Origin of the sequence: Streptomyces sp. NPDC058157 (assembly GCF_042884105.1) — a bacterium.
Classification (GTDB): domain Bacteria; phylum Actinomycetota; class Actinomycetes; order Streptomycetales; family Streptomycetaceae; genus Streptomyces.
This window is the reverse complement of sequence record NZ_JBHVUQ010000061.1, coordinates 15786-40605: the sequence shown is the minus strand read 5'-3', so window position 1 is coordinate 40605 and position 24820 is coordinate 15786. Positions and strand designations below refer to the sequence as shown.

Genomic DNA, 24820 nt, shown 5'->3' with positions numbered 1-24820 from the left:
GCCCCCCGCCCCGGGCCCACCCCGGGGGCGCCCGGGGCCGCCGGGGGGACCACGGGGGCCCCGGGCCGTCCACGAGGGCGGCCCGGGGCCGGCGCGTCGCGTCTTCGGGCCGGCCCTGCGCGGAGCCTCCCGGCTCCCGTCGGGGCCGCCCGGGCCGCCGGGGCCTGCCGGGGCGGGCGCGTCCGGGCGGCACGGGAGCCGCCGCTCCGGCGGGACCGTCACGGCTCGTGCCCCGAGGCCGGCGCTCCGGCGGGGCCGTCCCGGCTCGTGCCCTGCGGCCGCCGTTCCGGCGGGAGGGTGCTGGGCGGGGCCCTGCGGCTGTCGCTCAGGCAGGGGCGTGCCGGGTGGGGTGCTACAGCCGGCGTTCCAGCAGGACCGTTCCGCCCGCCTCGCCCACCAGGGCGAACCGCGACCCCGGATGCAGCCGCCCCGCGTACGCCAGCGGGTCCCCGACCCGGCCGTCGGCGTTGTCGAAGACCAGGTAGGCCGGGCGCACCCCGCGCGTGCCGCCGAGCCAGAAGACACGGCAGCGCGAGGTCAGCCGGGTCAGCGCCGGGTAGTCGGCCTCCACCGAGACCCCGTCCGGGATCCGCGCCAGCAGCCGTTCGAGCGCGACGGCCCGCGCCGGCTTCTCGTAGGCGGCCCGCTCCCCGAGCCGGGCCAGCGGCAGGCTGGTCGCGCTGAGCGCGAGCGCGGCCGCGAGCACGGCGCCGGGCAGCTGGTGGGCGTACGAGCGCAGCCACGGCCGGGGGCTGCGCCGCTCCCGGTCCAGGGCGTCGGCCAGCGCCAGCGTGACGACCGGCATCAGGACGGCGCTGTAGTGCCAGTCGGTGGACCAGTAGTTCGGGTCGGCGGCGGTGAACCGCCAGCCCAGCGTCGGCAGGGCCACCCACAGCAGCGGGGAGCGCAGGGCCAGCAGTCCGCTGGTGGGGATCAGCACCCAGGCCAGGGTGGTGAGCTTCGTGCCGAGGCCGTGCAGGGCGGTGCCGGGGCCGCCGGCCTTCTGCCAGTAGGTGTAGCCGTCGGCGGCGAAGGCGGGGATCACCACCGTGAACACGAGTGCGGCCGCCACCGCTCCGGCCGCGGCGACGCCGAGGGCGAGCCGCGCCGCCCGCCGGTCGGTGCGCCGGGCCCGCCAGGCGACGACGAGCGCCAGCGCCGCCAGCGTGAGCCCCTGGTCCTCCTTGACCAGCAGCAGCGGCAGCCCCCAGGTCAGCGCCGCCCGCCAGCGCCTGGCCAGCAGCGCCTCCAGGGCGAAGGCGATCAGCGGCACGGCGAAGCAGATCTCGTGGAAGTCGAACTCGACGGCCCGCTGGATCCCCCAGGACAGCCCGTACGCCGCCCCGAGCGCGAGCCCCCGTGCCGGGCCGAGGAGCCGCGTCGAGGCGCGGGTGACGGGCAGTGCCGACAGGGCGAACAGCGCCGCCTGCACCACCAGGAGGGTGACCGGGCCCGGGAAGATCCGGTAGAGCGGGGCGATCAGGGCGATGACGGGGCTGAAGTGGTCGCCGAGGACGAGGGTGCCCGGGCCCTTCAGGTCCACGACGGGTGCCTGGAGGTGGGCGTAGGCCCGGACGGCCTGCTCGAAGATGCCCAGGTCGTACGAGGCGTCCTCCATCCGCCGGTGGCGGGTCACGGAGAGCGTGGCGTAGGCGGCGAAGAGTGCGGCGGTCAGCGCGTAGGGCGCCCGGCGCCGGGCCCACGCGGCGGCCCGGACCCGTGGCGCGGGGCGTGCCGCGGCGGTGGTGGGCGCGGCCGGCGCCGTGCGGGGCGCGGTCGTGCCGGCGGACGGGCTTCCGGAGGTGGGCATCCGGACAGATTGTCATCCCGGCGCGGAAGCATTGCTTCCGCCCCCGGACCCGCCCCCGGACCCGCCCTGGCCCCGATCCCGCCCCGCCCCCGCCCCGCCCTGGCCCCGATCCCGCCCCGCCCCCGGACCCGCCCCCGCTCCGCACGGGACCCGCCCCCGCCCCGAATCCCGCGCGCGGCCGTCACACCCGCGGCATAGGGTGGAACCCCCGGCCCGTTCACGTGTCGGGTGCTTCGCGTTGCCCCGCCCGCCCCTCCACCGGATGGAAAGCCGCCTTCATGAGCCTGCACGGACTGCTCGACGCCGTCACCCGGGACCCCGCCCTCGCCGAGGCGGTCACCGCGGCCGGGGACGGCAACCGCATGCACGTGGACCTCGTCGGCCCGCCCGCCGCCCGGCCCTTCGCGATCGCCGCGCTGGCCCGCCGCACCGGGCGGACCGTGCTGGCCGTCACCGCCACCGGACGGGAGGCCGAGGACCTCGCCGCCGCGCTGCGCTCCCTGCTCCCGCCCGACGAGGTGGTGGACTACCCGTCCTGGGAGACCCTGCCGCACGAGCGCCTCAGCCCGCGCAGTGACACCGTCGGCCGCCGCATCGCCGTCCTGCGCCGCCTGGCCCACCCCAGCGCGGACGACCCGGCGGCGGGACCCGTGTCGGTGGTCGTGGCCCCCATCCGCTCCGTGCTCCAGCCGCAGGTCAAGGGGCTGGGCGACCTGGTGCCGGTGAGCCTGCGCCAGGGCGGGAGCGCCGACCTCGGCGCGGTCACCGAAGCCCTGGCGGCCGCCGCGTACGCGCGCGTCGAGCTGGTCGAGAAGCGCGGGGAGTTCGCCGTGCGCGGCGGCATCCTCGACGTGTTCCCGCCCACCGAGGAACACCCGCTGCGCGTGGAGTTCTGGGGCGACGAGGTCGAGGAGATCCGTTACTTCAAGGTCGCCGACCAGCGCTCCCTGGAGATCGCCGAGCACGGCCTGTGGGCCCCGCCCTGCCGCGAGCTGCTGCTGACCGACCAGGTGCGCGAGCGCGCCGCCGCCCTCGCCGAGGAACACCCCGAGCTCGGCGAACTGCTGAACAAGATCGCCGAGGGGATCGCCGTCGAGGGCATGGAGTCCCTCGCCCCGGTCCTCGTGGACGACATGGAGCTGCTCCTCGACGTCCTGCCGGCCGGCTCCATGGCCGTGGTCTGCGACCCCGAGCGGGTCCGCACCCGGGCCGCCGACCTGGTGGCGACCAGCCAGGAGTTCCTGATGGCCTCCTGGGCGGCCACCGCCGGCGGCGGCCAGGCCCCGATCGACGTCGGCGCGGCCTCGCTGCGCGGGATCGCCGACGTCCGCGACCACGCCCGTGAACTCGGCATGATGTGGTGGTCGGTCTCCCCCTTCGCCGCCGACGACCCGGCCCTGGGCTCCGACACCCTCAAGCTCGGCATGCACGCCCCCGAGGCCTACCGCGGCGACACCGCCCGCGCGCTCGCCGACACCAAGGGCTGGATCGCCGACGGCTGGCACACCGTCTACCTCACCGAGGGCCACGGCCCGGCCGCCCGCACCGTCGAGGTCCTCGGCGGCGAGGGCATCGCGGCCCGCCTGGAGGCCGACCTCGGGGCCCTGGAGCCCTCGATCGTCCACGTCTCCTGCGGCTCGCTCGACAACGGCTTCGTCGACCCGGCCCTCAAGCTGGCCGTCCTCACCGAGACCGACCTCACCGGCCAGCGCACCGCCACCAAGGACCTCGGCCGGATGCCCACCCGCCGCCGCAAGTCCATCGACCCCCTCACCCTGGAGGTCGGCGACTACATCGTGCACGAGCAGCACGGCGTGGGCCGCTACATCGAGATGGTGCAGCGCACCGTCCAGGGCGCCACCCGCGAGTACCTCCTCGTCGAGTACGCCCCCGCCAAGCGCGGCCAGCCCGGCGACCGCCTCTACATCCCCACCGACCAGCTGGAGCAGGTCACCAAGTACGTCGGCGGCGAGGCCCCGACCCTGCACCGGCTCGGCGGCGCCGACTGGACGAAGACCAAGGCGCGGGCGAAGAAGGCCGTCAAGGAGATCGCCGCCGACCTGATCAAGCTCTACAGCGCGCGCATGGCGGCCCCCGGCCACACCTTCGGCCCCGACACCCCCTGGCAGCGCGAGCTGGAGGACGCCTTCCCGTACGCGGAGACCCCCGACCAGCTCACCACCATCGCCGAGGTCAAGGAGGACATGGAGAAGTCCGTCCCCATGGACCGCCTGATCTGCGGCGACGTCGGCTACGGAAAGACGGAGATCGCGGTCCGCGCGGCCTTCAAGGCGGTGCAGGACGGCAAGCAGGTCGCCGTCCTCGTCCCCACGACCCTCCTCGTCCAGCAGCACTTCGGCACCTTCTCCGAGCGCTACAGCCAGTTCCCCGTCAACGTGAAGGCGCTCTCGCGCTTCCAGTCCGACACGGAGTCCAAGGCCACCCTGGAGGGCCTCAAGGAGGGCTCGGTCGACGTGGTCATCGGCACCCACCGCCTCTTCTCGCAGGAGACGAAGTTCAAGGACCTGGGCCTGGTCATCGTCGACGAGGAGCAGCGGTTCGGCGTCGAGCACAAGGAGCAGCTGAAGAAGCTCCGCGCCAACGTCGACGTCCTCACCATGTCCGCCACGCCCATCCCCCGCACCCTGGAGATGGCGGTCACCGGCATCCGCGAGATGTCCACCATCACCACCCCGCCGGAGGAGCGCCACCCCGTCCTCACCTTCGTCGGCCCGTACGAGGAGAAGCAGATCGGCGCCGCCATCCGGCGCGAGCTGCTGCGCGAGGGCCAGTGCTTCTACATCCACAACCGGGTCGAGTCCATCGACCGGGCGGCCGCGAAGCTCCGCGAGATCGTCCCCGAGGCGCGGATCGCCACGGCCCACGGCCAGATGTCCGAACAGGCCCTGGAACAGGTCGTGGTCGACTTCTGGGAGAAGAAGTTCGACGTCCTCGTCTCCACGACGATCGTCGAGTCCGGCATCGACATCTCCAACGCCAACACCCTGATCGTGGAGCGCGGCGACAACTTCGGCCTCTCCCAGCTGCACCAGCTGCGCGGCCGCGTCGGGCGGGGCCGCGAGCGCGGTTACGCCTACTTCCTGTACCCGCCGGAGAAGCCGCTGACGGAGACCGCGCACGAGCGGCTGGCCACCATCGCCCAGCACACCGAGATGGGCGCCGGCATGTACGTGGCGATGAAGGACCTGGAGATCCGCGGCGCGGGCAACCTGCTCGGCGGCGAGCAGTCCGGCCACATCGCGGGCGTCGGCTTCGACCTCTACATCCGCATGGTCGGCGAGGCCGTCGCGGACTACCGGGCCGCCGTCGAGGGCGGGGTGGAGGAGGAGCCGCCGCTGGAGGTCAAGATCGAGCTGCCGGTCGACGCGCACGTCCCGCACGACTACGCGCCGGGCGAGCGGCTGCGCCTGCAGGCCTACCGGGCGATCGCCTCGGCGACCTCGGAGGCCGACATCAAGGCGGTCCGCGAGGAACTCACCGACCGCTACGGCAAGCTGCCGGAGCCGGTGGAGAACCTGCTGCTGGTGGCGGGCCTGCGGATGCTGGCCCGGGCCTGCGGGGTCGGGGACATCACCCTGCAGGGCACCAACATCCGCTTCGGACCGGTGGAGCTGCGCGAATCCCAGGAACTGCGCCTCAAGCGCCTCTACCCCGGCACGGTCCTCAAGCCGGCCACCAGCCAGGTCCTGGTCCCCCGCCCGAAGACGGCCCGCGTCGGCGGCAAGCCGCTGGTCGGCCGCGAACTCCTGGCCTGGACGGGCGAGTTCCTCACCACGATCCTCGGCTCGTAGGGGCCCTCCCACGACGGACCGCCCACGCCCCGGCGCGGGCGGTCCGGGGACCCTTGCCTAGCATCACCGGGTGATCGTTCCGGCCGCCGCGCTCCACGCCCCCTCGTCCGCGGGCCTGCCCGCCCTGGTCCTGCGGCCCTGGCAGGAGGAGGACGTCCCCGCGCTGGTGGAGGCCTGCGCGGATCCGGCCATGCGGCGGTGGATCCACCACCGCGCCGACGACGAGGCCGAGGGCCTGCGCTGGCTGGCGGAGCAGCGGCGGGGCTGGACCTCGGGCGTACGCTTCGCCTTCGCGGTCCTGGAGGAGGGCGCCCCCGCACCGCGCCGCCTCCTGGGCAACGCCGTCCTCAAACTGCCGCGGCCGGACGCCCCTTCGGCGGAGGTCGGCTACTGGACCACCGCCCACGCCCGCGGCCGCGGCACCGCCACCCGCGCCCTGGACACCCTCACGGCCTGGGCCTTCGACACCTTCGCCGCCTCGGGCCTTGCACGCCTCGACCTCTTCCACCAATTGCCCAACGAGGCCTCCTGCCGCGTGGCCGAGAAGTCCGGGTACCCCCTCCACACCACCGTCCCGGCCTCCCCGCCGGCCTACCCCGCACCCGGCCACCTCCACGTCCGGCGGGCGGCCGCCCTTGACCTTGCCGTGCCCGCCCCTAGGACCGACTGCCGCTGAGGGCGGCGACTTCCACCCCGAGCTCCGCAGCGGTGGGCCGATCGGCCGGGTGGGAGAGGAGTACCTCGCGCAGGACGTCCTGGAGTGCGCGCCATCGGACGATGCCGGTCAAGGGGACTCCGTAGGCGATGACCGCACGGAGCCTGTCAGGGGTGACGGCGGTGCGGTCGATCCCGATCGCCGGGTAGTCGAGCGGCCACGCGCCGGTTGCAGAGGTCCACAGTGCGCCGGCCAGGGAGTAGACCTCGGCCTCGGCGGTGACGAAGAGGCGGTCGGCTCCGGCCGTGGCCTGAGCGGCGAGTTCGGGGGCGAGGAGATGGACCACCCCGCCCTTGAACGTGCCCGGGACTTCGAAGCCGTCGCGCCTGGCCCAGGCGAGGTCGATGAGCTTCACGCCGTTGTCGGTGTGCAGCGCGTGCGCTGCCTGGAGGTCGCCGTGCACCCACCCGGAGGCGTGGAGCTCGCCCACTGCCTGGCAGAAGGCGACGGCCGCTTCCCGGGCGCGACCCGGGCCGCGTCCTTGGCGTACTGGTTCGAACAGGGCATAGGTCGACGGGGCATCGAACCAGGGGGTGACCATCCAGCTGATCCCGTCCAGGAGTCCGGCGCCGAGAAGGTAGCCGTCCCAGTCGAGCTGCCGCAGGGCTTCGGCCTCCCGGGCGGTGGTGGCCGCGCCCGGGCCGGTACCGGTCTTCAGGGCGACCACGCCGTTGGGTCCGTCGGCCCTGAAGACCGACGAGCCGCGGCGGTCGCTGACGGCCGTGAGCTCGACCTGGCCGCCGCAGGCCGCATCGGCGGCCGCTACGGCCTCGCGGGGCGGGGGAGAGTGCTCGACCACGTCTTGATCTCCTTCCAGTCGTGGGACAGCCCGGCGAAGACGTCCCGGCCGTCGTCCTCCGCATCACGGATGACCTCCGCGAGTGCGGGGGTGCCGTCCAGGAAGTACGGGTCCCGTCGGCGAACGGCGGGGCGCATGGACAGAAACGTGAACGACGGTACGGGGAGGGGCACTCCGGAGCGGCTCGTCCCGGTCTCGCCGGTCCAGAACTTTCCGAACATCAGGCCCACCCCGACGTAGAGGTTCTTGAGCGCCCAGTGCGGCCAGTCGAGTTCGCCACGGCCGGCCCCCTCCACCACCAGGTTCTCGCACACGAGGTGTCCGGACGGGCCGCGTGACGACTTGCGTACGCGCTCGGCGGACTCCACGGCCACCGCGAACACCGCTGCCTCGACCTCCTCCTGCCCGGCGCCCGGCACGATCTCGTAGGCCGTCCAGAACGTCAGACCCCGCTCGACGGACGGGGCGAGGAAGGGGCAGAAGGTCGTGGTCGCGTCCACGTAGGCCTGTGCGGGGGCCGTCACCGAGCGGGGAGCGAGGATGCGCAGAGCCCCCACCCGCCAGGGTGAGGGCTCCATGCGCGCGGTGCTGGTCACTCCGTCGTCTCGGCCGGGCGGCCGGTGAACTCGGGCCCGCAGTTCCACGAGGCCGTCACGGTGCCGGTCTCCCGGTAGACGGCCAGCAGGGCCGTGTCGAGACGGCAGGCGGCGTCGGTGAACCAGATGTCCGGCAGAGGGCCGTACGCCTCTTCGTACACGGAGATCCAGGCGATGGGGCCGTGGCCGCCGGACTCGGCGTGGCTCACGAGCTCACCGGCGGTCCCGGCGCAGAGGGCGGGGTAGTCCCTGGCCTCCAGGGCCTGATGCCAGGCGGCGTCCACTGCGCCGGAGAACATCTCGGGTGCGGGCTCGCCCGCACGATGGCGAAGGCCGGCGACGGTGAGGAACCGGCCGAGCTCGGTCGTTGCGGTGTTCATGGTGGTGCTCCTTTCGGTCGGGTGTTGCGGGTATTGCGGGTTGCTAGCCCCGTTCGAGGCTGGACGGGTCCCTGACGATCCACTCCCGGCCGCCGCCCTCCGGGCGGACGAACACGGCGTTCGTCATCAGGACGTGGGTGGAGGGGTCGGTCCATTCGCCGATGAACTGCACGATTCCGCTCCGCTGCTCCAGCGGGTCGTTGACCTTGACCCCCTCGGACACCCATCCGGGCACGGTCTGGCGCTGGCGTGGGCGTGGGCGGACACCGCGTGCGGACGTCATGGGTCTCTCCTTCGCGCCGTACGTGTGCGGCCTCGCGTCGACGAACCCCCCTTTCGGGTTCTGTCCGTTTCCGCGTCTTGAACGTACGGTCGTCGCGGACGCGGTAGGACTGACCGGCAGTACGTGTTGGCGGACGGCGATGCTCTCGGGGAGCTGGATATGGCGGCCACACCGCCCGCACGTGGACGTGCGCACATCGGGGCAGTCGCGGGGTTCGTGCTGAGGCTGGCGCGGGAGAGTGTTCCGCGCACCCAGGTGTCCATGGCCGAGGCCTTGGGGGTGGACCTGGGGACGTTGCAGGGGTGGGAGTCCGGCCGCAGGCCGCTCGGGAACATGAAGGCAGCGGCCTTGTTGCACCTGCGGCGCAGGATCGGGGCGATGGGCGCGGACGCTGTGGTGCTCGGCCTGCTCGACCCGGCGATGGACGCCGACCAGATCATCGCTGCCGCCCTGGATCCGCCCGACGCGATCGGGCTGCACCCGCTCGCCTCGTGGGTGCACAACCGTGAGACCGCCCACATGCTCGCGTGGGCTCTGACCGGGGTGGCGCCGCCGGTCCTGGCCGGACGGGTTCCCGCGCCGCGCCGGGGACCGTCGGCCGCAGCACCCCTGCTGGGAGCAGGGGAGCGGATCCAGTTCTTCGACCACCTCCGGGCGTCGGCGGAGGCGGCCCGGCGGCCGGGGGGTGACGCTCTGCTCCACCGCCAGGCCCTCTATCTGGCCTCGTACGACCGCAGCCCCGGGGCGGTGTCATGGACGGCACACGCCCTGCACGCGGGACGGGGTTACCTCGCGCGCCGGGGCTGGTCGGAGCAGTGGGCACAGGCTCGCTCCACCGCTACGGCACTGGCCCGGCTCGGAGATCCTCAGCCGTTACTCGACTTCATCGAGCGCTCGCTGGCGGACGACGACGCGGCCGAGGCCGCGAACCTGAACTACTGGGCGTACTGGCTCGGTGGTGTGCGCCTGCCGCAGTCGGACGACGGGTTCATGCGGGACCGCGAGCTCACCGCCTGGGACCCGGTCACACTGCTGCGCGGGCTCACGTACGGGCTGCACGAGGCGCCCGGATACGTCGATCTCTACGCCCACACCCTGTGGGCCCTGCTGACGGCCAGGCCGTGGCTTCCGCAGGCTTCGGGGCGGTTGGTGCGCGATCTGGCGGAGCGTACCCAGATGCTCCTCGGTGGCGGAGGGATCTCCCAAAGGTCCCGTCGCGAGCTCGATGCCGTGTACTACGTTCTTCTTGATCGGACTTGAGACCGGAGGTCAGCGGATGGCGGACGAGACGGTGAACGCGCAGGGCACGGCCGGATTCATCTTCGAGATGGGCGTGCTGAAGAACGCCAAGCGCACCGGGTGGTGGTTCACCGGCAACAACAACCCCGAGTCGATCGCCGAACACAGCTTCCGCGTCGGTGTCATCGGCGCCGTGCTGGCCATGATGGAGGGGGTGGACCCGGCGAAGGTCGCGCTGATGTGCCTGTTCCACGACACGCAGGAGACCCGGATCGGCGACATCCCGCACATCGGCCGCCGCTACATCGACGCCGCGGCCAACCAGGCGGTCACCGCCGACCAGGTCTCGGCCGCGCACCCGGCCGTGCGGGCCGGGGTGCAGCGTGTGGTGGAGGAGTACGAAGCCAACGACACCCCCGAGGCGGTCGTCGCCAAGGACGCCGACAAGCTCGAGTGCCTCGTCCAGGCCATCGAGTACCGGGCTCAGGGCAACACCCTCGTCCAGGACTGGATCGACACGTCACTGAACAGCTTGAAGACCGCCTCCGCGCAAGCCCTCGCGGAGGCCGCGCTCACCATGTCGCCGCTGGAGTGGCGCAAGACGTTCCTCGGGTGAGCCGGTCCGGCGGGCGGGGTGTCAGATGGATTCGCCGGCCGGGCCGCCCAGTTTCGACATGTCGAGGACGTCGGCGTCCTTGGGGGAGGTCGTGTCCACCGGGACGTCGAAGGCCGAGAAGAGGGCCTCGCCCGTGGAGTCGCCCATGACCGTCGACTTCAGGACGTACGGCCTGCCCTGGGTGGCCACGTAGTCGGTCTGGGTGCCCTGCTTCGCCGGGGAGGTCACCGCCAGGGCCGGCTTGCCGTCGACCGTCGCCGGCTCGCCCCTGCGGGCGAGGGGGCTGGGGTGGTCGAAGCCGCTGGTCAGCTTGGACAGGTCGCAGCTGCCCGTCATCGGGGCGGCGCGGGGGTCCGAGGCGGGTATGCGGACCCAGCGCTCGGCGAGCATGGCGACGATCTGGTCCGTCTGCTTCTGCGGGGAGTGCTTCGTCTTCGCGACGGCCCGCCAGTAGGTCTCGTCACCCCGGAAGTGGACGGACTCCGAGGACTTGATGACGTCGAGCCGGCCCATGCCGTCCATCCGGATCTCGCCCTTGCAGTTGCCCTTGCGGTCGAGGGAGAGGTCCACCTTCATCGGCTTGCCGTCCTGCTGGACGGTGGCCGCCACCCGCATCGACTCGGCCTTGCGGGTGGCCTCGTAGGCCTCGGTGAGGATCTCCTGACCGGAGCGGGTGGGGGAGGCGGAAGGAGTGGGGGAGGCGGAGGGGGAGGAGGGGGGCGCGGTGCGCGCGGTGGCCGGGCCGCAGGCCGTCGGGCCGGCCAGCAGGGCCGCGGCGGCTGCGACGGCCGACGCCGCCCTGGACTTCGTACGGTTGCGCATTTCCGGTGACCCCCGTGGTGACGACGTGTTCGCGGCTTCCCCGTCGAGGGTAGGGCGCCCCACCGACACCGCTACCCGGTGGGGCCGGTAAGGGCCTGGTACTCGACGTGCCGGCCGTCCGGGCCGCTCTCCTCGTGCTTGAGGAGGTACGGCGCGGGGTCCAGGGAGACGTGGTCGGTGATCTCGACACCGCCGGGCCCCCGCGACACCAGCACCGCGGCCGGCCTGCCGCTGAGGCGGGTGTCCGGCCCCCGGCGCAGGCCCGTGCGTTCGGCCGGGAAGGTCCGGGCGGGGGAGCCGTCCGCGCACAGGGCGACGAGGTGGGCGGCGGCGGGATCGGCAGGCCGCAGGTCGATCCAGCCGTCCTCCGTGTCGGAGGATCGGGCGGACCGGTTCCCGAACGGGTCCTGGACGAAGCCGGCGTCGCCGCGCAGGGAGACCTTGGCGTCGTCCACGAGGATCTCGCCCGTCCCGGCGCCCTCGACCGTGACCTGCCCCCAGCAGCCGCCGTCGTCCCCGAAGTTCAGCCTGGCCGTGATCGCGCGTTCGCCGATCCGCCGCGAGACGACGGCGGCCTTGGAGTCCGCCCGCTCCGTCCGCTCGTACGCGGCACGCAGCACGGTGGCCGGATCCCGGTCCGCGAACGGATCGTGCGCCGCGGCGGCCGTGGGCGAGGGGTCCGGCCCCGCGCCGGCGGACAGCGGGCCGCAGGCGGCGGCGGTCGCGGACATGAGGACCGCACACAGGGCGGCCGTGAGCGTGGACGTGTGTCTGGGCGTGTGTGTGGGCGTGTGTGTGGGCGTGCCGGTGCGCATGACGGGTCCCCCCCCCCGGGATCGATCAGAAGGGGTGAGGCTAGCCGAGGGGGCAGGAGAGCCGGTGGAGGCGGACGGGGTACGGGCCCGGGGCGGGCGTGCTGCGACCCTGCAACGGTTGCGGCCATCCCCTCACCGGCGGCCGGAAACGCTGTATACGCTTCCAGCCGTCACCCTTTCCGCACGGCCCGTCAGGAGCAGCGATGCACGGCCCCGGCATCCCGCCGCAGCAAGGCCCCCACGGCCACCGGCCCTTGTCCGGGGCGGCGATGACGCTGCGCGTGCTGTTCACCGCGCTGCCCCTCCTGACCTGCGGGTTCTTCGCCTGGGGGTCGCTGCTGCGGATCGCCCTGCTCACTCGCAAGACCCGCGACTGGGTGCTGCTGGTGCTGGGCGGGGTGCTCTCGGTCGTCTGGATCGTCCTCATCGAGCTCGACCCGACCGAGGAGACCAACGGCTGGCAGGGCAACCTCGGCGCCGGTGGCTCGATCTTCACCGGTTTCGCCATCTGCGTGTACTACCTCGTCGCCGACATCAAGCACCACGAGGCGAAGGCCGCCGCCGCCCCGGCGGTGGGCGCCGCGCCCTGGTACCCGGCGCAGCAGGCCCCGTCCCCGTACAACCAGCCGCAGCAGCACCAGCCGCAGCCCCCGCAGCAGACCCGGCCCTCCTACGGCTACCCGCCCGTCCCGCCGCAGCAGACCCCGGCCCCCGGCACGCCCCCGCGCATCGGCCAGGTCCGCGCCGAACTCGACGAGCTGAGCGAACTCCTGCGCAAGCAGACCCCGCACACCCCGCCCCGTCCCCCGCAGCCCGGCGGCCCCTACCAGGACCCGAACAGCACGGCGGTCCAGGACCCGCAGCAGTGACCGGCGGCGAGCGGCTCATCGGCGAGCGCTACGAGCTCGCCACCGTCCTCGGCCAGGGCGGCATGGGCCAGGTGTGGACGGCCTACGACAAGCGGCTGGACCGCCGCGTCGCCGTCAAACTGCTGCGCCCCGACAAGGTGGCCGGCCCCGGCACCGTCGCCGAGGAGCTGCGCCTGCGCTTCGTGCGCGAGTGCCGGGTCACGGCACAGGTCGACCACCCCGGCCTGGTCACGGTGCACGACGCGGGCAGCGACGGCGACGAGCTGTACCTCGTCATGGGCTACGTCGAGGGCTCCGACCTCGCCGACCACCTCGCCGCCCACGACCCCTACCCCTGGCCGTGGGCGGTCGCGGTGGCCGCGCAGCTGTGCGGGGTGCTGTCCGCCGTGCACGCCGTGCCGATCGTCCACCGGGACCTCAAGCCCCGCAACGTGATGATCCGACCGGACGGGACCGTCCTCGTCCTGGACCTCGGTGTCGCCTCCGTGATGGACACCGACACCACCCGCCTCACCAGCACCGGCACCCCCATCGGCAGCCCCGCCTACATGGCGCCCGAGCAGGCCATGAGCGGCGCGGTCGGCCCGTACACCGACCTGTACGCCCTCGGCGTGCTGCTGTACGAACTCCTCAGCGGCAACGTCCCCTTCGCCGGGTCCACCGCCCTCGGCGTGCTGCACCGGCACCTGTACGAGCCGCCCGCCCCCGTACGCGACCGCCGCCCCGAGATCCCGCAGGAGCTGGAGGCGCTGCTGATGCGCCTCCTCGCCAAGGACCCGCAGGACCGCCCCGGTTCGGCGCAGGAGGTCTACGAGGCCCTCGCGCCGCTGCTCCCGGCCCCCGGCAGCCGCGCCCTCGCCGGCCCCCTCGACCCGACCCGGCCCTTCCTGCGCCCGCACGCCCCCTGGCCCGACCGGGCGGCCGCCGGCATCCCGCCGATGCCCACCGTCGCCCCGGCCCCGCCGCGCCCGGACATCCCCGGCGCGGTGGACGAGGCCCGCAAGCTGCTGGACGAGGGGCGGCTCACCCAGGCCGTGGACATCCTCGGCGGCATCCTCCCGGCGGCCGAGGCCGAGCACGGCGAGCACTCGCCCGTGGTGCGCAGCCTGCGCAAGCAGTACGCCGCCACGCTGATGGACGACGGCCAGTACCGCCGCGCCCTGCCCGAACTGCGCCGCCTCGCGGACGAGTTCCCGGCCGGGGATCCGCAGGCGCTGCGCTTCCGCTACGAGGCCGCCCAGTGCCTGGAGCAGCTCGGCGCGGCCGGGGCGGCCCTCGCCGAGTACCGTTCGCTGCTCCCGCTGTTCGAGAACCACTACGCCAACCCGGACCCGGGCCTGCCGCTGGAGGTCCGCCGCCGCATAGCGCACCTGCTGCTCTCCCTCGGCGACCGCGCCGCCGCCCACGACACCCTGGTCCGGCTCCTGTACGACGCGGACCGGGTGCACGGGCCCGCGCATCCCCTCCCGGTGGAGATCCGCCGGACCCTGCAGTGGCTGGGCCAGGTGCGCTGACGCCGGACCGCCCTCAGGCGCCCCGACCGCCCTCAGCGCCCGGACCGCCCTCAGGCGCCCCGACCGCCCTCAGCGCCCGGACCGCCCTCAGGCGCCCCGGCCCCGCAGCCCCGCCAGGAGTCCCGGGCGGCGCCTGAGCACCGCCAGCGCGGCCACCGCCAGGGCCGCGGCCCCCGCCAGTCCCGCGCCCGGGAGCAGCCCCGGCGGGGTGAAGGAGCAGTGCAGGGTGGTGGTGCGGCCGTCCAGGGGCACCGCCAGCAGCCCCAGCCGGGACCCGGCCGGGCGGCCCTCGCAGCTCCAGCCCGCGATCGCCGGCACCGCGACGACCGCCGTGCCCGTGCTGCCGGGCGGCAGGGTGGCGGTCAGGCCGGAGTCGGACACCCGCACCGAGGTGGCGGCCGAGGCGCGCAGGGCGGCCACCGCCGCCGTGAGCTTCGAGCGGTCCAGACAGCCCAGCGTCCACCGGTCGGGGGCCCGGCGGTCGAAGACGAGCTGCGAGGACGGGCCGTGCGAGCGGCCCAGCGGCTGGAGCGCCGCCCGGTTCTTCGGCTGGGTCCCGTTCATCCTGGCGGGCCGGCCGTCCGCGAGGCCGGCCGAGCCGCTGTACTGCGGCGCCCACAGGAACGGGTCGGTGCCCGACCGGCAGACCCCGGGCGCGACCGGCTCCTCGTAGACCTTCGCGCCCAGCAGCAGCTCCTGGTTGGCGAACGGGGACTCGCCGAACCCGGGCGGCGGCGGCCCGGCCGGCCGCACGGTGACCAGCGGCAGCGCTTCCGCCCGGACCACCTTCCCGTCCGCCCTCAGCCGCGCCCCCACCGAGAGCAGGGCGTCCGTCACCGGGTTGTCCAGGCTCTGGACGCTGCGCCCGCGCGAGGTCCAGCCCGCGCCCAGCGCCGCCATCGTGCGGGTGAACACGTCCGGGGTGTGGCTGCTGTAGTACTGGCCGCCCTCGCCGCCCAGCAGCAGCGGGTCGTTGCCGGACAGCGCGGGCCGGCCCGCGTCGGTGCGGTACGCCGGCCAGCCGTCGGCCCGTGCCAGGGCCCGCTCGCGGACGGTGTTGGTCCGCCCCCACGAGGGGTAGTCGTCCAGCCCGGCCAGCTTGCCCTTGTGCCCGTACGCCGTCGTCGCGGCGGCCTGCGCGACCAGGGCCGCCGCCAGCACGGCGGCCGCCGGGAGCAGCAGCCGCCGGTGGCGCAGGCCCCACCAGGCCCCTGCCGCCGGCGCCAGCCCGCCGCAGAACAGGGCGTACCCCCAGCCCGTGGCCAGCGCGCTGCCCGCCGCCCACGCGGCGGCCGCCGCCAGGACGCCGGCCCCGGCGGCCAGCGCCCGTACGCCGGGCGGCCCGGCCGAGAGCCCGGTCCAGGCGGCGATGACCACGATCCCGGCCAGCACGAAGGTCTGCCGGTACGGGCTGCCGTTCGGGGTGGCGAAGACGTGCCAGGCCAGATGGGTCGGGGCCCACTGCAGGGACAGCAGCACCGCCGCCACCAGCCCCGCCCACCACAGCCGGGTGCGCAGCGGCAGCGCCCGGTGGAAGGGCAGCGCCGTCACCAGCAGCAGGGTCCCGGTGCCGACGAACAGGGCGGGGGAGCCGAAGGAGTAGGTGGCGGGCATCAGCCGGGCGAACAGGTCCGACCAGGGGACCGGGGCGAACTCCTTGGACCACCCCGGGTAGGCCTGCCGCGAGCTCAGGAACAGCGGCACCAGCAGCGGCGCCGTCAGCGCCATCCCCAGCACGGTCGTCACCGCCGCCCGCCCGGCCACCCGGACCCGCTCGCGGACCCCCTCCCGGGTCAGCACCACCCGCACCACCAGCACCAGCGCCGCGCCGAGCGTGGCCATGTAGGCGGTGTAGAAGTTCGCCGCCCAGGAGACGGCCACCACCAGCACCCCCAGCAGCGGCCGCCGCCCGCGCAGCGCCCACTCGCCGGTCAGGCACAGCAGCGGGAAGGCGATCAGCCCGTCCAGCCACATCGGGTTGTACGAGGCCTCGATCACCGACCAGCCGCACAGCGCGTACGAGGCACCCAGCAGCCCCGCCGCCCACCACGGCCCGGGCCGCTGGGTGCGCAGCAGCCAGGCCATCGCGGCGGCCGCGGCGGTCATCTTCAGGACGGTGACCACGTACACGGCGAGGTCGATGTCGTGCCGCGGGAACAGCCCGACCAGCAGGGCGAAGGGGCTCGTCAGGTACGTGCCGAGGTCGGGCAGGAAGCTGGTGCCGTACCCGGACTGCCAGTTGAACAGCAGCCCGCCGTGCGCCCGGCCGTGCAGCAGGTCCCACAGGTGGGCGTGGAAGGGCACGAACTGGTTGCCGAGGTCGTTGACGCTGCGGTGCCGGTGCCCGTACGGGAAGACCCGCGCGACGGCGTCCCCGGAACACACGGCGACGGCCGTGACCAGGGCGGCGAACGCCGACCCGAGGAGCGCGGGCCGGCGTCCGGAGCGGCGTACGGGGGCCGGAGCGGGGCGCTCCGGGGTGGGGTGCGGAGCGAGCTGCGAAGTCGACATGGTGAGCCGACCTTCGCAGGAACGTCCGGCTCCGCGGTAGCCGGGGGGTTAAATCGCACCTTCAACACCCCGGGAATCGTTGGTCGAACAGGTGGCTCGGGCCACTCCGACTGCATACCATCGATCACCGCACGGCCTTGTGCACCGACGCACAATCCCCCGGCCCTGGAGGCTCCTTTGCACCGTCGCACAGCGCTCTCCGTATCCGTCGCCCTGCTCGCGGCGGCCCCTTTGCTGGCCGCCTGCTCGGGCGGGACCCGTCCCGGTACCGCGGCCGTCGTCGGCGGCGAGCGCATCACCACCTCGGCGCTCCAGGCGCAGGTCAACGACGTGCGCACCGCGCAGAACCGGTCCGACCAGGGGGCGCGGCTGATCGGTGCCACCGCCGGGCTGGAACGGCTCAAGCTGAACAAGATGATCCAGACCGCGGTCCTGGAGCGGGCGGCGGACGACGCGGGGCTGAGCGTGAGCCCCAAGGAGATCGAGGACGTCCGCAAGGCGCAGCTCCAGCAGGTCGGCGGGGAGAAGGCGCTGGCCGCGGCCGCCCTGGAGCAGGCGCAGCTGGCGCCGGACCAGATCGACGCCGACACCCGGTTCAAGCTGCTGCGCGACAAGCTGTTCGCGCACTACGGCAGTCAGGACAAGGCGCTGGTGAAGCTCGGAGAGGCGGCGAAGGAGCTGCACATCGAGGTCAACCCGCGCTACGGGCGCTGGGACGAGAAGCAGATCCTGCTCGGTGACCAGCAGACCCCGTGGATCACGCAGAAGACGATGCCCGAGCAGGCGGCCCCCGCCGGAGCCTGACACCCGGGGACGGAGGTAGGTTCGGAGGGTGACCGACCACACCGCCGAACCCGCCCCCGCCGACGCCCCCGCCCCGGCCGGCGCCGCCGCGTCCGCCGCCGGCTCCGACTCCGCCGGCTCCGGGCGGATCGTCCTGCTGACCGCCAGCCACCGGGTGGCCCCCGGGCTGCTGTCCTGGCCGGCCTGGCAGGCCCTGCACGCCGCGGACCGGGTGCTGTGCGCGGACCCGGGCCACCCGCAGCTCCCGTACCTGCGGGAAGCCGGGGTGGTCGTGGCGCACGAGGCCCCCGACGCGCACGCTCTCGTCGATGCCTGCGCCGGGGGCCGCACCATCGTGGTGATCCCGTCCGGTGAGGGCGACCAGCGGCTGACGGACGGGCTGGCGCGGCTGGCCGGTTCGGGGCGGGTGGCCATGCCGGACCTGGAGCTGCTGCCGGGGTCGTACGACCTGCCGGGGGCGCGGCTGCTGGACCTGGTGCAGGTGATGGACCGGGTGCGCCGGGCGTGCCCGTGGACCTCGCGGCAGACCCACGAGGGGCTGGTGAAGTACGCCATCGAGGAGGCGTACGAGCTGGTCGAGGCGATCGAGGACGGCGACCGGGAGGCGCTGCGCGAGGAGCTCGGCGACGTGCTGCTCCAGGTGGTCTTCCACGCGCGCATCGCCGAGGAGGGCACGGGCGACGCGGAGGAGGGGGAGGCGTTCTCCATCGACGACGTCGCCGGCGATCTGGTCGACAAGCTGATCCGCCGCCACCCCCACGTCTTCGGGGACGCCACGGCCGAGTCCCCGGAGGACGTCAGCGCCCACTGGCAGGCGACCAAGGCGGTGGAGAAGCAGCGGGAGTCGGTCACCGACGGGATCCCGCTGGCCCAGCCCGGGCTCGCGCTCGCGGCGAAGCTGGCCGGCCGGGCGCGGGCGGGCGGGGTCGCCGTGGAGCTGCCCCGGGGCGAGGGCATCGGCTACGAGCTGCTGGAGCTGGCGGCCCGCGCCGAGGCGGCGGGCACCGACCCCGAAACGGCACTCCGCGCGGCGGCCCGCACCTACCGCGACGCGATCCGCGCGGCGGAGGGCGTCGGCGAGTAGCCGCCTGCCGCCGGGAGGCGACCGGATCAGGGGCGGGCGGTATCCTCCCAGCTCACATGCGCTTCCTTGAGGGCGGAGGGGTCCACCGATGACAGCCGACGGATGGCCGGGGTTCCTGGTCCACTCCGAGCGGTTCACCGCGCTCTACAGCGAGCTGCCGGCTCCGGAGGGCCTGGTCCTCCGATCGGTGCACCTCAGTCCGTACGGTTCCGCCGTGACGTTGCGGGTCGAGTTTCCCCGCTTTCCCGACCTCGCTCCGCCGGAGTGGACCGGGGCCGGCTGTGACCGCTTCGAGGCCCAGATCGAGTTCATGGCGGCCGACGACATCCAGATGCGGGGTGTCCCCGACAGCACCGTGGTCGACATCGGGTTCGGTTCCCGGGTCCGGACCCCGGAACGCCGGATCCGGATCGCGGTGAGCGGTCCGCAGTTCTCGCTGGATCTCTCCGCGCACGCCCTCAAGGTGGGCCGTCTCAACGCCTATCGCTCCGGCGACGAGGACCCTTACGCGGCTCGGCGGTGGTTCGTGAGCCCCCTCGACCGGCGCAGGCACCGAGGCGTGCTGCCTCCCACCACCGCGAAGGCGTTCTATGAGGGAGCATGACTGGTCTGCCGAGGTGACCGGCTCCGAGGCGGTCCGTGAGGTCCTCGGCTCGCCTCCACCGCCGCTCACCGACTACCACCTCGACTCCGTCCTCGTCGACGAGCGCGCATCGTCGGTCACCTTGAGGTTCTCCGCGTTCGGCGTCCCGGCCGGCGCCGCAGGCCTGTGGCAGGCCCGCGGCCACAACGCGGTCGAGTTCGTCCTGGTCTGCGTCGGCGTGAAGAACTTCGAGGTGGACGGCTGGTCGGGCTGGCCCACGAGCGTCGCCAGCCTCAGCGGGCGCAGCGTGGTGCTCGCCGGCCGGGACAAGCGCGTGTCCTTCGAAGCCGACGAGATCCGTGCGCAGAACCCGGTCGGGTACTTGCGGAGCCGAGCCGAGTGACCTGACCTCCGCTGCGCGCCACATGCCTGCCGGGCGGTCCGAGGCATTAGCCGCGCGGGAGCCGGTCGGCCGGGCCGTTGCGGCACATGCCTTTCGGTCGCGCGGAAGCATTAGCCGCGCGGGGCCCGGGCCGCCGGGTCGTGCCAGTGCGGGGGCGGGCGGTGCAGGAACCACTCGCCGAAGCCCAGGGGGCGCCCGCCGCGCGCGGCGCCGGGGACCGGGACGGTGTCGTGGAAGAGGCGGTCCGGGCGGGCTCCGAGTTCCTCCAGGACCAGGGCGGTCTCCTCCATGAACACCGGCGGCCCGCTCAGGTAGACGTCCTGCTCGGGCCACAGGGCCCGGTTGCCGAGGGCGGTCGCCAGCCGGGCGGTGGCCTGGTCGCGGTGCTGCCCGGGGGCGGGGGTGATGTAGGTGACGGCGAGCCGGCGGTGGGCGGCGGCGTACGCGTCGATCCAGGGCCGGTCGTAGAGGTGCGCGGCGTCCCGCGCGGCCAGGAACAGCCGCACGTCCCGATCGGGAGGGTGCTGCGCGAGCTCCTCCAGCATGGCCCGGACGGGGGCCCAGCCCGTTCCGGCGGCGACGAAGGTGACGGGCCGGTCCGCGCGGCGCAGGGTCAGCCGCCCGCCCGGCGCGCTGAGCCGCAGCCGCTCGCCGGGCCTGGTCTCGCGGACCAGGGCGGTGCTGAGCCGGCCGCCCTCGATCCGGCTGACGTGCAGGTCGACGGTGTGGTCGGCGCGGGGTGCGTTGGCGAGGGAGTAGGTGCGCCACACGGACGGGACCCGCGCGCTGCTCACGCTGACGTACTGGCCGGGGAGGTACGGCAGCGGGGCGTGCGGCGCCAGGGTCAGCACGGCGACGTCCTGCCCGTAGCCGAGGTGGCGCACGACCTCGGCGTCCCACCAGGGCGGGTCCTCGCTCGCGGCGGCGCCGGCCGTCATCGCGTCGGCCATCAGCTGGTAGGCCTCGGTCCAGGCCTTCTCGGCGTCGGGGGTCCAGGCCGCGCCGGAGGTCGCGGCGAGGGCGGCGAGCAGGCTGGAGCCGACGGCGGCGTAGTGCTCGGGTCCGACCAGGAACTTGCGGTGGTCGCGGCCGAGGTCGTGGAGATAGGGGAGGAGGCCGTCGTCCTCCAGGCGCGAGACGACGTGGGTGAGGGCGGCGAACAGCCGGTCGCGCTGGCGCTCCATGTCCTCGGCGGATTCCGGGAACAGCCGTCGGATCCCGGGGTTGTGCCAGAAGAGGTGGGAGTAGAAGAACTTGACCGCGTGCTCGGCCCGTCTCTCCACCACCGCGAAACTGCTCCTCAAGATCCTCACGTCCACAGGACCGAAGTAGGAATGTCCGACAAGCCGCCGTCAAGTGAAGGGCGATCCATGGACAGCCGCGACCAACCGCTCATAAGGGATGCCCGGTAGCGAGCCGGGATACCGTCGACGGGTGCACGAGCAGACCCCCGACACCCCGCCAGCCCCTCCCGTCCCCGAGGCGCCGACCCTCTTCGACTGGGAGTTCGCCACCGACCCCTACCCCGCCTACGCCTGGCTGCGCGAGCACGCGCCCGTGCACCGCGCCACGCTCCCCAGCGGGGTCGAGGCCTGGCTGGTGACCCGGTACGCGGACGCCCGCCAGGCCCTCGCCGACCAGCGGCTGAGCAAGAACCCGGCGCACCACGCGGAGCCGGCCCACGCCAAGGGCAAGACCGGGATCCCCGGTGAGCGCAAGGCGGAGCTGATGACCCACCTGCTCAACATCGACCCGCCGGACCACACCCGGCTGCGCCGGCTGGTGTCGAAGGCGTTCACCCCGCGCCGCGTCGCGGAGTTCACCCCCCGGGTGCAGGAGCTGACCGACCGCCTCATCGACGGGTTCCAGGACAAGGGGGAGGCGGACCTCATCCACGAGTTCGCGTTCCCGCTCCCCATCTACGCCATCTGCGAGATGCTCGGCGTACCGCGCGAGGACCAGGACGACTTCCGCGACTGGGCCGGGATGATGATCCGCCACGGCGGCGGTCCGCGCGGCGGGGTGGCCCGGTCGGTGAAGCGGATGCGCACCTATCTCGGGGAACTGATCCACCGCAAGCGGGACGATCTGGGCAACGACCTCATCTCCGACCTGATCCGGGCGAGCGACCACGGCGACCACCTGACGGAGGCCGAGGCCACCGCGATGGCCTTCATCCTGCTGTTCGCCGGCTTCGAGACGACCGTGAACCTCATCGGCAACGGCGTCCACTCCCTCTTCATGAACCCCGGCCAGCGGGCCCGCCTCCAGGACTCCCTCGCCGCGGGCGAGACCGCCCTGCTGGAGACCGGCGTCGAGGAACTGCTCCGCTACGACGGCCCGGTGGAACTGGCCACCTGGCGGTTCGCCACCCGCCCGCTGACCCTCGGCGGCCAGGACATCGCCGCCGGCGACCCCGTGCTGGTGGTCCTCGCGGCGGCCGACCGCGACCCCGCGCGCTTCGCCGAGCCGGACACCCTCGACCTCTCCCGGAGTGACAATCAGCACCTCGGATACGGCCACGGGATCCACTACTGCCTCGGCGCCCCGCTCGCCCGCCTGGAGGGCCAGACGGCGCTCGCGACTTTGCTGAAGCGTCTGCCGGATCTGGAACTTGCCGTTCCCCCTACGGACCTGCGCTGGCGCGGCGGACTCATCATGCGGGGCCTGCGCACCCTGCCCGTCCGCTTCACAGTCCCGAACGCCTGAGCCGCGCGCGCGGCGTCCCCGGCGGCCCCCGCACCGGCCGCCGGGGCGGCGGAACTGACCGGAATTCAGTCTTCGGCCGAACTTGTGACATCCGTTCGAAGGAGGCTAGGTTCTGCCGTTACCCCGCCGTTATACGAAAGGTGCAGGCTCATGCTTCCCGGGAACGGCCGCCACAGACGACCCCGTCAGGTCCCCGCCATCGTCGTCACCGCCGGAGTCACCGGCTCGGCGCTGGCCCTGCCGCTGCTCGCCGCCACGGGCGCGAGCGCGGCCGACACCGCGACGTGGGACAAGGTCGCCGACTGCGAGAGCGGCGGCACGTGGAGCGCCAACTTCGGCAGCGGGGCCTACGGCGGACTCCAGTTCACCCTGGAGCAGTGGAAGAACGCCGGCGGACTCGAGTTCGCGGAGCGCCCCGACCTCGCCAGCCGTTCGCAGCAGATAGCCGTGGCCGAGCGGGTGCTCGACTCCCAGGGCCCCGAGGCGTGGCCGCTGTGCTCCGCCTCGGCCGGGCTGTCCAAGAACGGGCCGAAGCCCGACGTGGACACCGGCACCTCCAAGACCCCCGGCCCGGTCGGCCCCAGCCCGGTCCGGCCCGACTTCTCGGTGCCGTCCACCGGGAAGGACAAGCCCTCCACGGACTTCGGGGCGCCCACCCCGGCCCCCGGCGCCCCGGGCCCCGGCGTGCTGCCGGACTACCCGCTGGGAGCCACCAGCGGACTGCCCGTCATGCCGGAGCCGGACTACTCCGTGCCGCCCACTCCGACCACGGGCCCCACCGCCCCGACCACCACCCCGACGAACCCGGGCAACACGGGCAACCAGGGCAATCAGAACGGTCAGGGCAACCAGGGCAACCCCAACAACCAGGGCAACCCGGCCACTCCGACGACCCCTGGCACCCCGACCGCCCCGGTCGACCCGACGGCCCCGGCCACCCCGGGCGCCACGCCCGCCCCTTCACCCTCCGCCGGCGCCTCCGACGGCAACGGCAAGCACCGCGGCCCGGCCGCCCTGGAGGTGCCCGCGGCCCCTGGCGCGGCGTCAGCCGCCGCCGCGGAGCCCGTGTACACGGTGAAGGCGGGCGACAGCCTGACGGCCATCGCGGACGCCAACGGCCTCAAGGGCGGCTGGACCGCCCTCTACCAGGCCAACGAGCAGGTCATCGGCAAGGACGCGGACCTCATCAAGCCCGGCCAGAACCTGGATCTAACCAAGAAATAGGGGTAGTTCGGGCAGTCGTTACGGGCTGAATGTCCGTTATCGGCAAGTGAGACATGCATCTCTTCCGGACAACTGGCGTGTCTCATTCCGGAACTTCCGCAAACCCCGCTCCGACCTGCGCAAACGTGGTCTCCGGGAACGCAAGTAGGCCGGTTTCTCCCCAAAATCACACGTTGAACATCGGGGAGAGACCTGCCTACCTTCTGAGTCGCTCGCCACCGCGAGCTCCTTCGACCGCATCGCCGAATCCTGCCGGCGGCCGGAGGGAACAGTCGTCGCGCAAGCGCCGTTGGCAGGAGCGGGGGAACCAAGGTAGTTGCCGGGAAAGGCCGTTGAGAGACGGCCCGCGTACCGGCTTGGGGTGAAGACGCGCAACTGCGCGGCCGGGCAACTCATCCGCCCGAACCCGACAGCTCACCTCGAAGGCGTCGGTGAGGAGAACTCCATGCTGCTTTCCGGCAAGGGCAAGCACCGCCGCGGCTCCAAGGCCGTCCGCATCGTCACGCTCGCCGGTGTCGCCGGCGTGGCCGTCGCCGCCCCGCTGATGGCCGCCGGCTCCGCCAGCGCCGCCACCGTCTCGGAGTGGGACAAGGTCGCCTCGTGCGAGTCCGGCGGCAACTGGTCCATCAACACCGGCAACGGTTACTACGGCGGCCTCCAGTTCTCCGCCTCCACCTGGGCCGCGTACGGCGGCAAGGCGTACGCCGCGCAGGCCAACCAGGCCACCAAGTCGCAGCAGATAGCCATCGCGGAGAAGGTCCTCAAGGGCCAGGGCAAGGGCGCCTGGCCGTCCTGCGGCGTCGGCCTGTCCAACTCCGCCTACAACGGCGGCGGCTCGACCACCACCCCGGCCAAGCCGAAGCCGGAGTCCAAGCCGGCCCCGGCCAAGCCCGCCCCGGCGAAGCCCTCCACCCCGAAGGCCGACACCGACACCGAGACCAAGAGCACCGGCTCCGGCTCCGGCTGGACCCCGTCCAAGCCGGCCCCGTCGAAGCCGTCGAAGCCGTCGACCCCGAAGGCCGAGACCCCGGCCACCGGCAGCGGCTCGTACACGGTCAAGGAGGGCGACACCCTCGGCACCATCGCCGAGGCCAACGGCGTCAAGGGCGGCTGGGAGAAGCTGTTCGACCTGAACAAGGACACCGTCAAGGACGCGGACCTGATCTTCCCGGGTCAGAAGCTGAACCTCGGCTGAATTCCCGCGTAACACCTGAGCGGCGCCCGAACCGCAC

22 protein-coding genes and 1 riboswitch are annotated in these 24820 nt (G+C 73.7%); of the genes, 13 read left to right on the top strand and 9 right to left on the bottom strand.

The annotated features are described in order from the left end of the window. Positions 1-352: 352 nt before the first annotated feature. Positions 353-1810 carry a DUF2079 domain-containing protein gene (locus ACFVXK_RS17745; protein WP_389612661.1) on the bottom strand — a complete coding sequence of 486 codons (1458 nt, stop codon included), beginning with the start codon at positions 1808-1810 and terminating at the stop codon, positions 353-355. A gap of 278 nt (positions 1811-2088) precedes the next feature. Here ACFVXK_RS17745 and mfd point away from each other — a divergent pair, with 278 nt between their 5' ends. Both mfd and ACFVXK_RS17735 read left to right on the top strand, forming a co-directional pair. Beyond that, the gene (gene mfd, locus ACFVXK_RS17740; RefSeq protein WP_389612659.1) at positions 2089-5622 is read left to right on the top strand and encodes a transcription-repair coupling factor; all 3534 of its coding nucleotides are present in this window, start codon (positions 2089-2091) and stop codon (positions 5620-5622) included. 70 nt (positions 5623-5692) lie between these two features. Continuing rightward, on the top strand, positions 5693-6298 hold the full coding sequence (locus tag ACFVXK_RS17735; RefSeq protein ID WP_389612657.1) for a GNAT family N-acetyltransferase: 606 nt from the start codon (positions 5693-5695) through the stop codon (positions 6296-6298). Here the strand turns inward: ACFVXK_RS17735 and ACFVXK_RS17730 are convergent. Genes ACFVXK_RS17730 through ACFVXK_RS17715 form a run of 4 tightly spaced genes read right to left on the bottom strand, consistent with a single transcriptional unit; the run spans position 6279 to position 8395 of the window. Then, positions 6279-7136, bottom strand: a complete 858-nt coding sequence (locus ACFVXK_RS17730) for a hypothetical protein (protein WP_389612655.1) — start codon at positions 7134-7136, stop codon at positions 6279-6281. The two genes, ACFVXK_RS17735 and ACFVXK_RS17730, sit on opposite strands and share 20 nt — an antisense overlap. After that, positions 7100-7714, bottom strand: coding sequence for a hypothetical protein (locus ACFVXK_RS17725; protein ID WP_389612653.1), 615 nt, complete (start codon positions 7712-7714; stop codon positions 7100-7102). The genes ACFVXK_RS17730 and ACFVXK_RS17725 overlap by 37 nt, the downstream gene beginning before the upstream one ends. A 14-nt stretch (positions 7715-7728) precedes the next feature. Further along, entirely contained in the window at positions 7729-8112 is a 384-nt protein-coding gene (locus ACFVXK_RS17720) for a hypothetical protein (protein ID WP_389612651.1), read from the bottom strand. A gap of 43 nt (positions 8113-8155) precedes the next feature. Next, positions 8156-8395, bottom strand: coding sequence for a hypothetical protein (locus tag ACFVXK_RS17715; protein ID WP_389612649.1), 240 nt, complete (start codon positions 8393-8395; stop codon positions 8156-8158). A gap of 378 nt (positions 8396-8773) precedes the next feature. Between ACFVXK_RS17715 and ACFVXK_RS17710 the strand changes: the two genes are divergently transcribed. After that, positions 8774-9655: an XRE family transcriptional regulator gene (locus ACFVXK_RS17710; protein ID WP_389612647.1), complete on the top strand. Its 882-nt coding sequence runs from the start codon at positions 8774-8776 to the stop codon at positions 9653-9655. Positions 9656-9671: 16 nt separating this feature from the next. Continuing rightward, on the top strand, positions 9672-10250 hold the full coding sequence (locus tag ACFVXK_RS17705) for an HD family hydrolase (RefSeq protein WP_389612645.1): 579 nt from the start codon (positions 9672-9674) through the stop codon (positions 10248-10250). Between the two features lie 21 nt (positions 10251-10271). Here the strand turns inward: ACFVXK_RS17705 and ACFVXK_RS17700 are convergent, their stop codons facing one another. Both ACFVXK_RS17700 and ACFVXK_RS17695 read right to left on the bottom strand, forming a co-directional pair. After that, positions 10272-11072 (bottom strand): hypothetical protein, encoded by an 801-nt coding sequence (locus ACFVXK_RS17700; RefSeq protein ID WP_389612643.1) that lies wholly within the window; start codon positions 11070-11072, stop codon positions 10272-10274. Positions 11073-11143: 71 nt separating this feature from the next. Continuing rightward, positions 11144-11803: a hypothetical protein gene (locus ACFVXK_RS17695; RefSeq protein WP_389612641.1), complete on the bottom strand. Its 660-nt coding sequence runs from the start codon at positions 11801-11803 to the stop codon at positions 11144-11146. Positions 11804-12090: 287 nt separating this feature from the next. On the opposite strand from ACFVXK_RS17695, the gene ACFVXK_RS17690 reads away from it, so the two are divergent. Beyond that, positions 12091-12756 carry a hypothetical protein gene (locus ACFVXK_RS17690; protein WP_389612639.1) on the top strand — a complete coding sequence of 222 codons (666 nt, stop codon included), beginning with the start codon at positions 12091-12093 and terminating at the stop codon, positions 12754-12756. Beyond that, positions 12753-14270: a serine/threonine-protein kinase gene (locus ACFVXK_RS17685; protein ID WP_389612637.1), complete on the top strand. Its 1518-nt coding sequence runs from the start codon at positions 12753-12755 to the stop codon at positions 14268-14270. The genes ACFVXK_RS17690 and ACFVXK_RS17685 overlap by 4 nt, the downstream gene beginning before the upstream one ends. 87 nt (positions 14271-14357) lie before the next feature. On the opposite strand, the gene ACFVXK_RS17680 is transcribed toward ACFVXK_RS17685, so the two are convergent. Then, positions 14358-16781, bottom strand: a complete 2424-nt coding sequence (locus ACFVXK_RS17680; protein ID WP_389612635.1) for a YfhO family protein — start codon at positions 16779-16781, stop codon at positions 14358-14360. A 177-nt stretch (positions 16782-16958) separates the two neighbouring features. Here ACFVXK_RS17680 and ACFVXK_RS17675 point away from each other — a divergent pair, with 177 nt between their 5' ends. The 4 genes from ACFVXK_RS17675 to ACFVXK_RS17660 all read left to right on the top strand — a co-directional run bounded on the left by ACFVXK_RS17675 (position 16959) and on the right by ACFVXK_RS17660 (position 19655). After that, positions 16959-17585: a SurA N-terminal domain-containing protein gene (locus ACFVXK_RS17675; protein WP_389612633.1), complete on the top strand. Its 627-nt coding sequence runs from the start codon at positions 16959-16961 to the stop codon at positions 17583-17585. A gap of 127 nt (positions 17586-17712) precedes the next feature. After that, on the top strand, positions 17713-18669 hold the full coding sequence (locus tag ACFVXK_RS17670; RefSeq protein ID WP_389612667.1) for a nucleoside triphosphate pyrophosphohydrolase: 957 nt from the start codon (positions 17713-17715) through the stop codon (positions 18667-18669). 88 nt (positions 18670-18757) lie between these two features. Then, positions 18758-19273 carry an Imm50 family immunity protein gene (locus tag ACFVXK_RS17665; protein WP_389612631.1) on the top strand — a complete coding sequence of 172 codons (516 nt, stop codon included), beginning with the start codon at positions 18758-18760 and terminating at the stop codon, positions 19271-19273. Next, a complete protein-coding gene (locus ACFVXK_RS17660; RefSeq protein WP_389612629.1) occupies positions 19260-19655 on the top strand; it encodes an Imm50 family immunity protein in 396 nt (131 codons plus the stop codon). Before ACFVXK_RS17665 ends, ACFVXK_RS17660 begins: the two co-directional genes overlap by 14 nt. A 110-nt stretch (positions 19656-19765) precedes the next feature. On the opposite strand, the gene ACFVXK_RS17655 is transcribed toward ACFVXK_RS17660, so the two are convergent. Then, the gene (locus ACFVXK_RS17655; protein ID WP_389612627.1) at positions 19766-20941 is read right to left on the bottom strand and encodes a globin domain-containing protein; all 1176 of its coding nucleotides are present in this window, start codon (positions 20939-20941) and stop codon (positions 19766-19768) included. Between the two features lie 148 nt (positions 20942-21089). Here ACFVXK_RS17655 and ACFVXK_RS17650 point away from each other — a divergent pair, with 148 nt between their 5' ends. The 3 genes from ACFVXK_RS17650 (at position 21090) to ACFVXK_RS17640 (ending at position 24783) form a co-directional block, all read left to right on the top strand. Continuing rightward, positions 21090-22364 (top strand): cytochrome P450, encoded by a 1275-nt coding sequence (locus tag ACFVXK_RS17650; RefSeq protein WP_389612626.1) that lies wholly within the window; start codon positions 21090-21092, stop codon positions 22362-22364. A 150-nt stretch (positions 22365-22514) separates the two neighbouring features. Continuing rightward, positions 22515-23588: a transglycosylase family protein gene (locus ACFVXK_RS17645; RefSeq protein WP_389612624.1), complete on the top strand. Its 1074-nt coding sequence runs from the start codon at positions 22515-22517 to the stop codon at positions 23586-23588. Positions 23589-23862: 274 nt separating this feature from the next. After that, positions 23863-24031: riboswitch (cyclic di-AMP (ydaO/yuaA leader) on the top strand. Positions 24032-24033: 2 nt separating this feature from the next. After that, positions 24034-24783 (top strand): transglycosylase family protein, encoded by a 750-nt coding sequence (locus tag ACFVXK_RS17640; RefSeq protein ID WP_389612622.1) that lies wholly within the window; start codon positions 24034-24036, stop codon positions 24781-24783. The last annotated feature ends 37 nt before the right edge of the window (positions 24784-24820 follow it).

Coding starts and splice junctions, on each gene's coding strand:
- ACFVXK_RS17680 (WP_389612635.1), bottom strand. CDS start 16,781: ATGTCGACTTCGCAGCTCGCTCCGCACCCCACCCCGGAGCGCCCCGCT.
- ACFVXK_RS17700 (WP_389612643.1), bottom strand. CDS start 11,072: ATGCGCAACCGTACGAAGTCCAGGGCGGCGTCGGCCGTCGCAGCCGCC.
- ACFVXK_RS17660 (WP_389612629.1), top strand. CDS start 19,260: ATGAGGGAGCATGACTGGTCTGCCGAGGTGACCGGCTCCGAGGCGGTC.
- ACFVXK_RS17640 (WP_389612622.1), top strand. CDS start 24,034: ATGCTGCTTTCCGGCAAGGGCAAGCACCGCCGCGGCTCCAAGGCCGTC.
- mfd (WP_389612659.1), top strand. CDS start 2,089: ATGAGCCTGCACGGACTGCTCGACGCCGTCACCCGGGACCCCGCCCTC.
- ACFVXK_RS17705 (WP_389612645.1), top strand. CDS start 9,672: ATGGCGGACGAGACGGTGAACGCGCAGGGCACGGCCGGATTCATCTTC.
- ACFVXK_RS17720 (WP_389612651.1), bottom strand. CDS start 8,112: ATGAACACCGCAACGACCGAGCTCGGCCGGTTCCTCACCGTCGCCGGC.
- ACFVXK_RS17695 (WP_389612641.1), bottom strand. CDS start 11,803: ATGTCCGCGACCGCCGCCGCCTGCGGCCCGCTGTCCGCCGGCGCGGGG.
- ACFVXK_RS17715 (WP_389612649.1), bottom strand. CDS start 8,395: ATGACGTCCGCACGCGGTGTCCGCCCACGCCCACGCCAGCGCCAGACC.
- ACFVXK_RS17645 (WP_389612624.1), top strand. CDS start 22,515: ATGCTTCCCGGGAACGGCCGCCACAGACGACCCCGTCAGGTCCCCGCC.
- ACFVXK_RS17725 (WP_389612653.1), bottom strand. CDS start 7,714: ATGGAGCCCTCACCCTGGCGGGTGGGGGCTCTGCGCATCCTCGCTCCC.
- ACFVXK_RS17710 (WP_389612647.1), top strand. CDS start 8,774: ATGGGCGCGGACGCTGTGGTGCTCGGCCTGCTCGACCCGGCGATGGAC.
- ACFVXK_RS17665 (WP_389612631.1), top strand. CDS start 18,758: ATGACAGCCGACGGATGGCCGGGGTTCCTGGTCCACTCCGAGCGGTTC.
- ACFVXK_RS17745 (WP_389612661.1), bottom strand. CDS start 1,810: ATGCCCACCTCCGGAAGCCCGTCCGCCGGCACGACCGCGCCCCGCACG.
- ACFVXK_RS17690 (WP_389612639.1), top strand. CDS start 12,091: ATGCACGGCCCCGGCATCCCGCCGCAGCAAGGCCCCCACGGCCACCGG.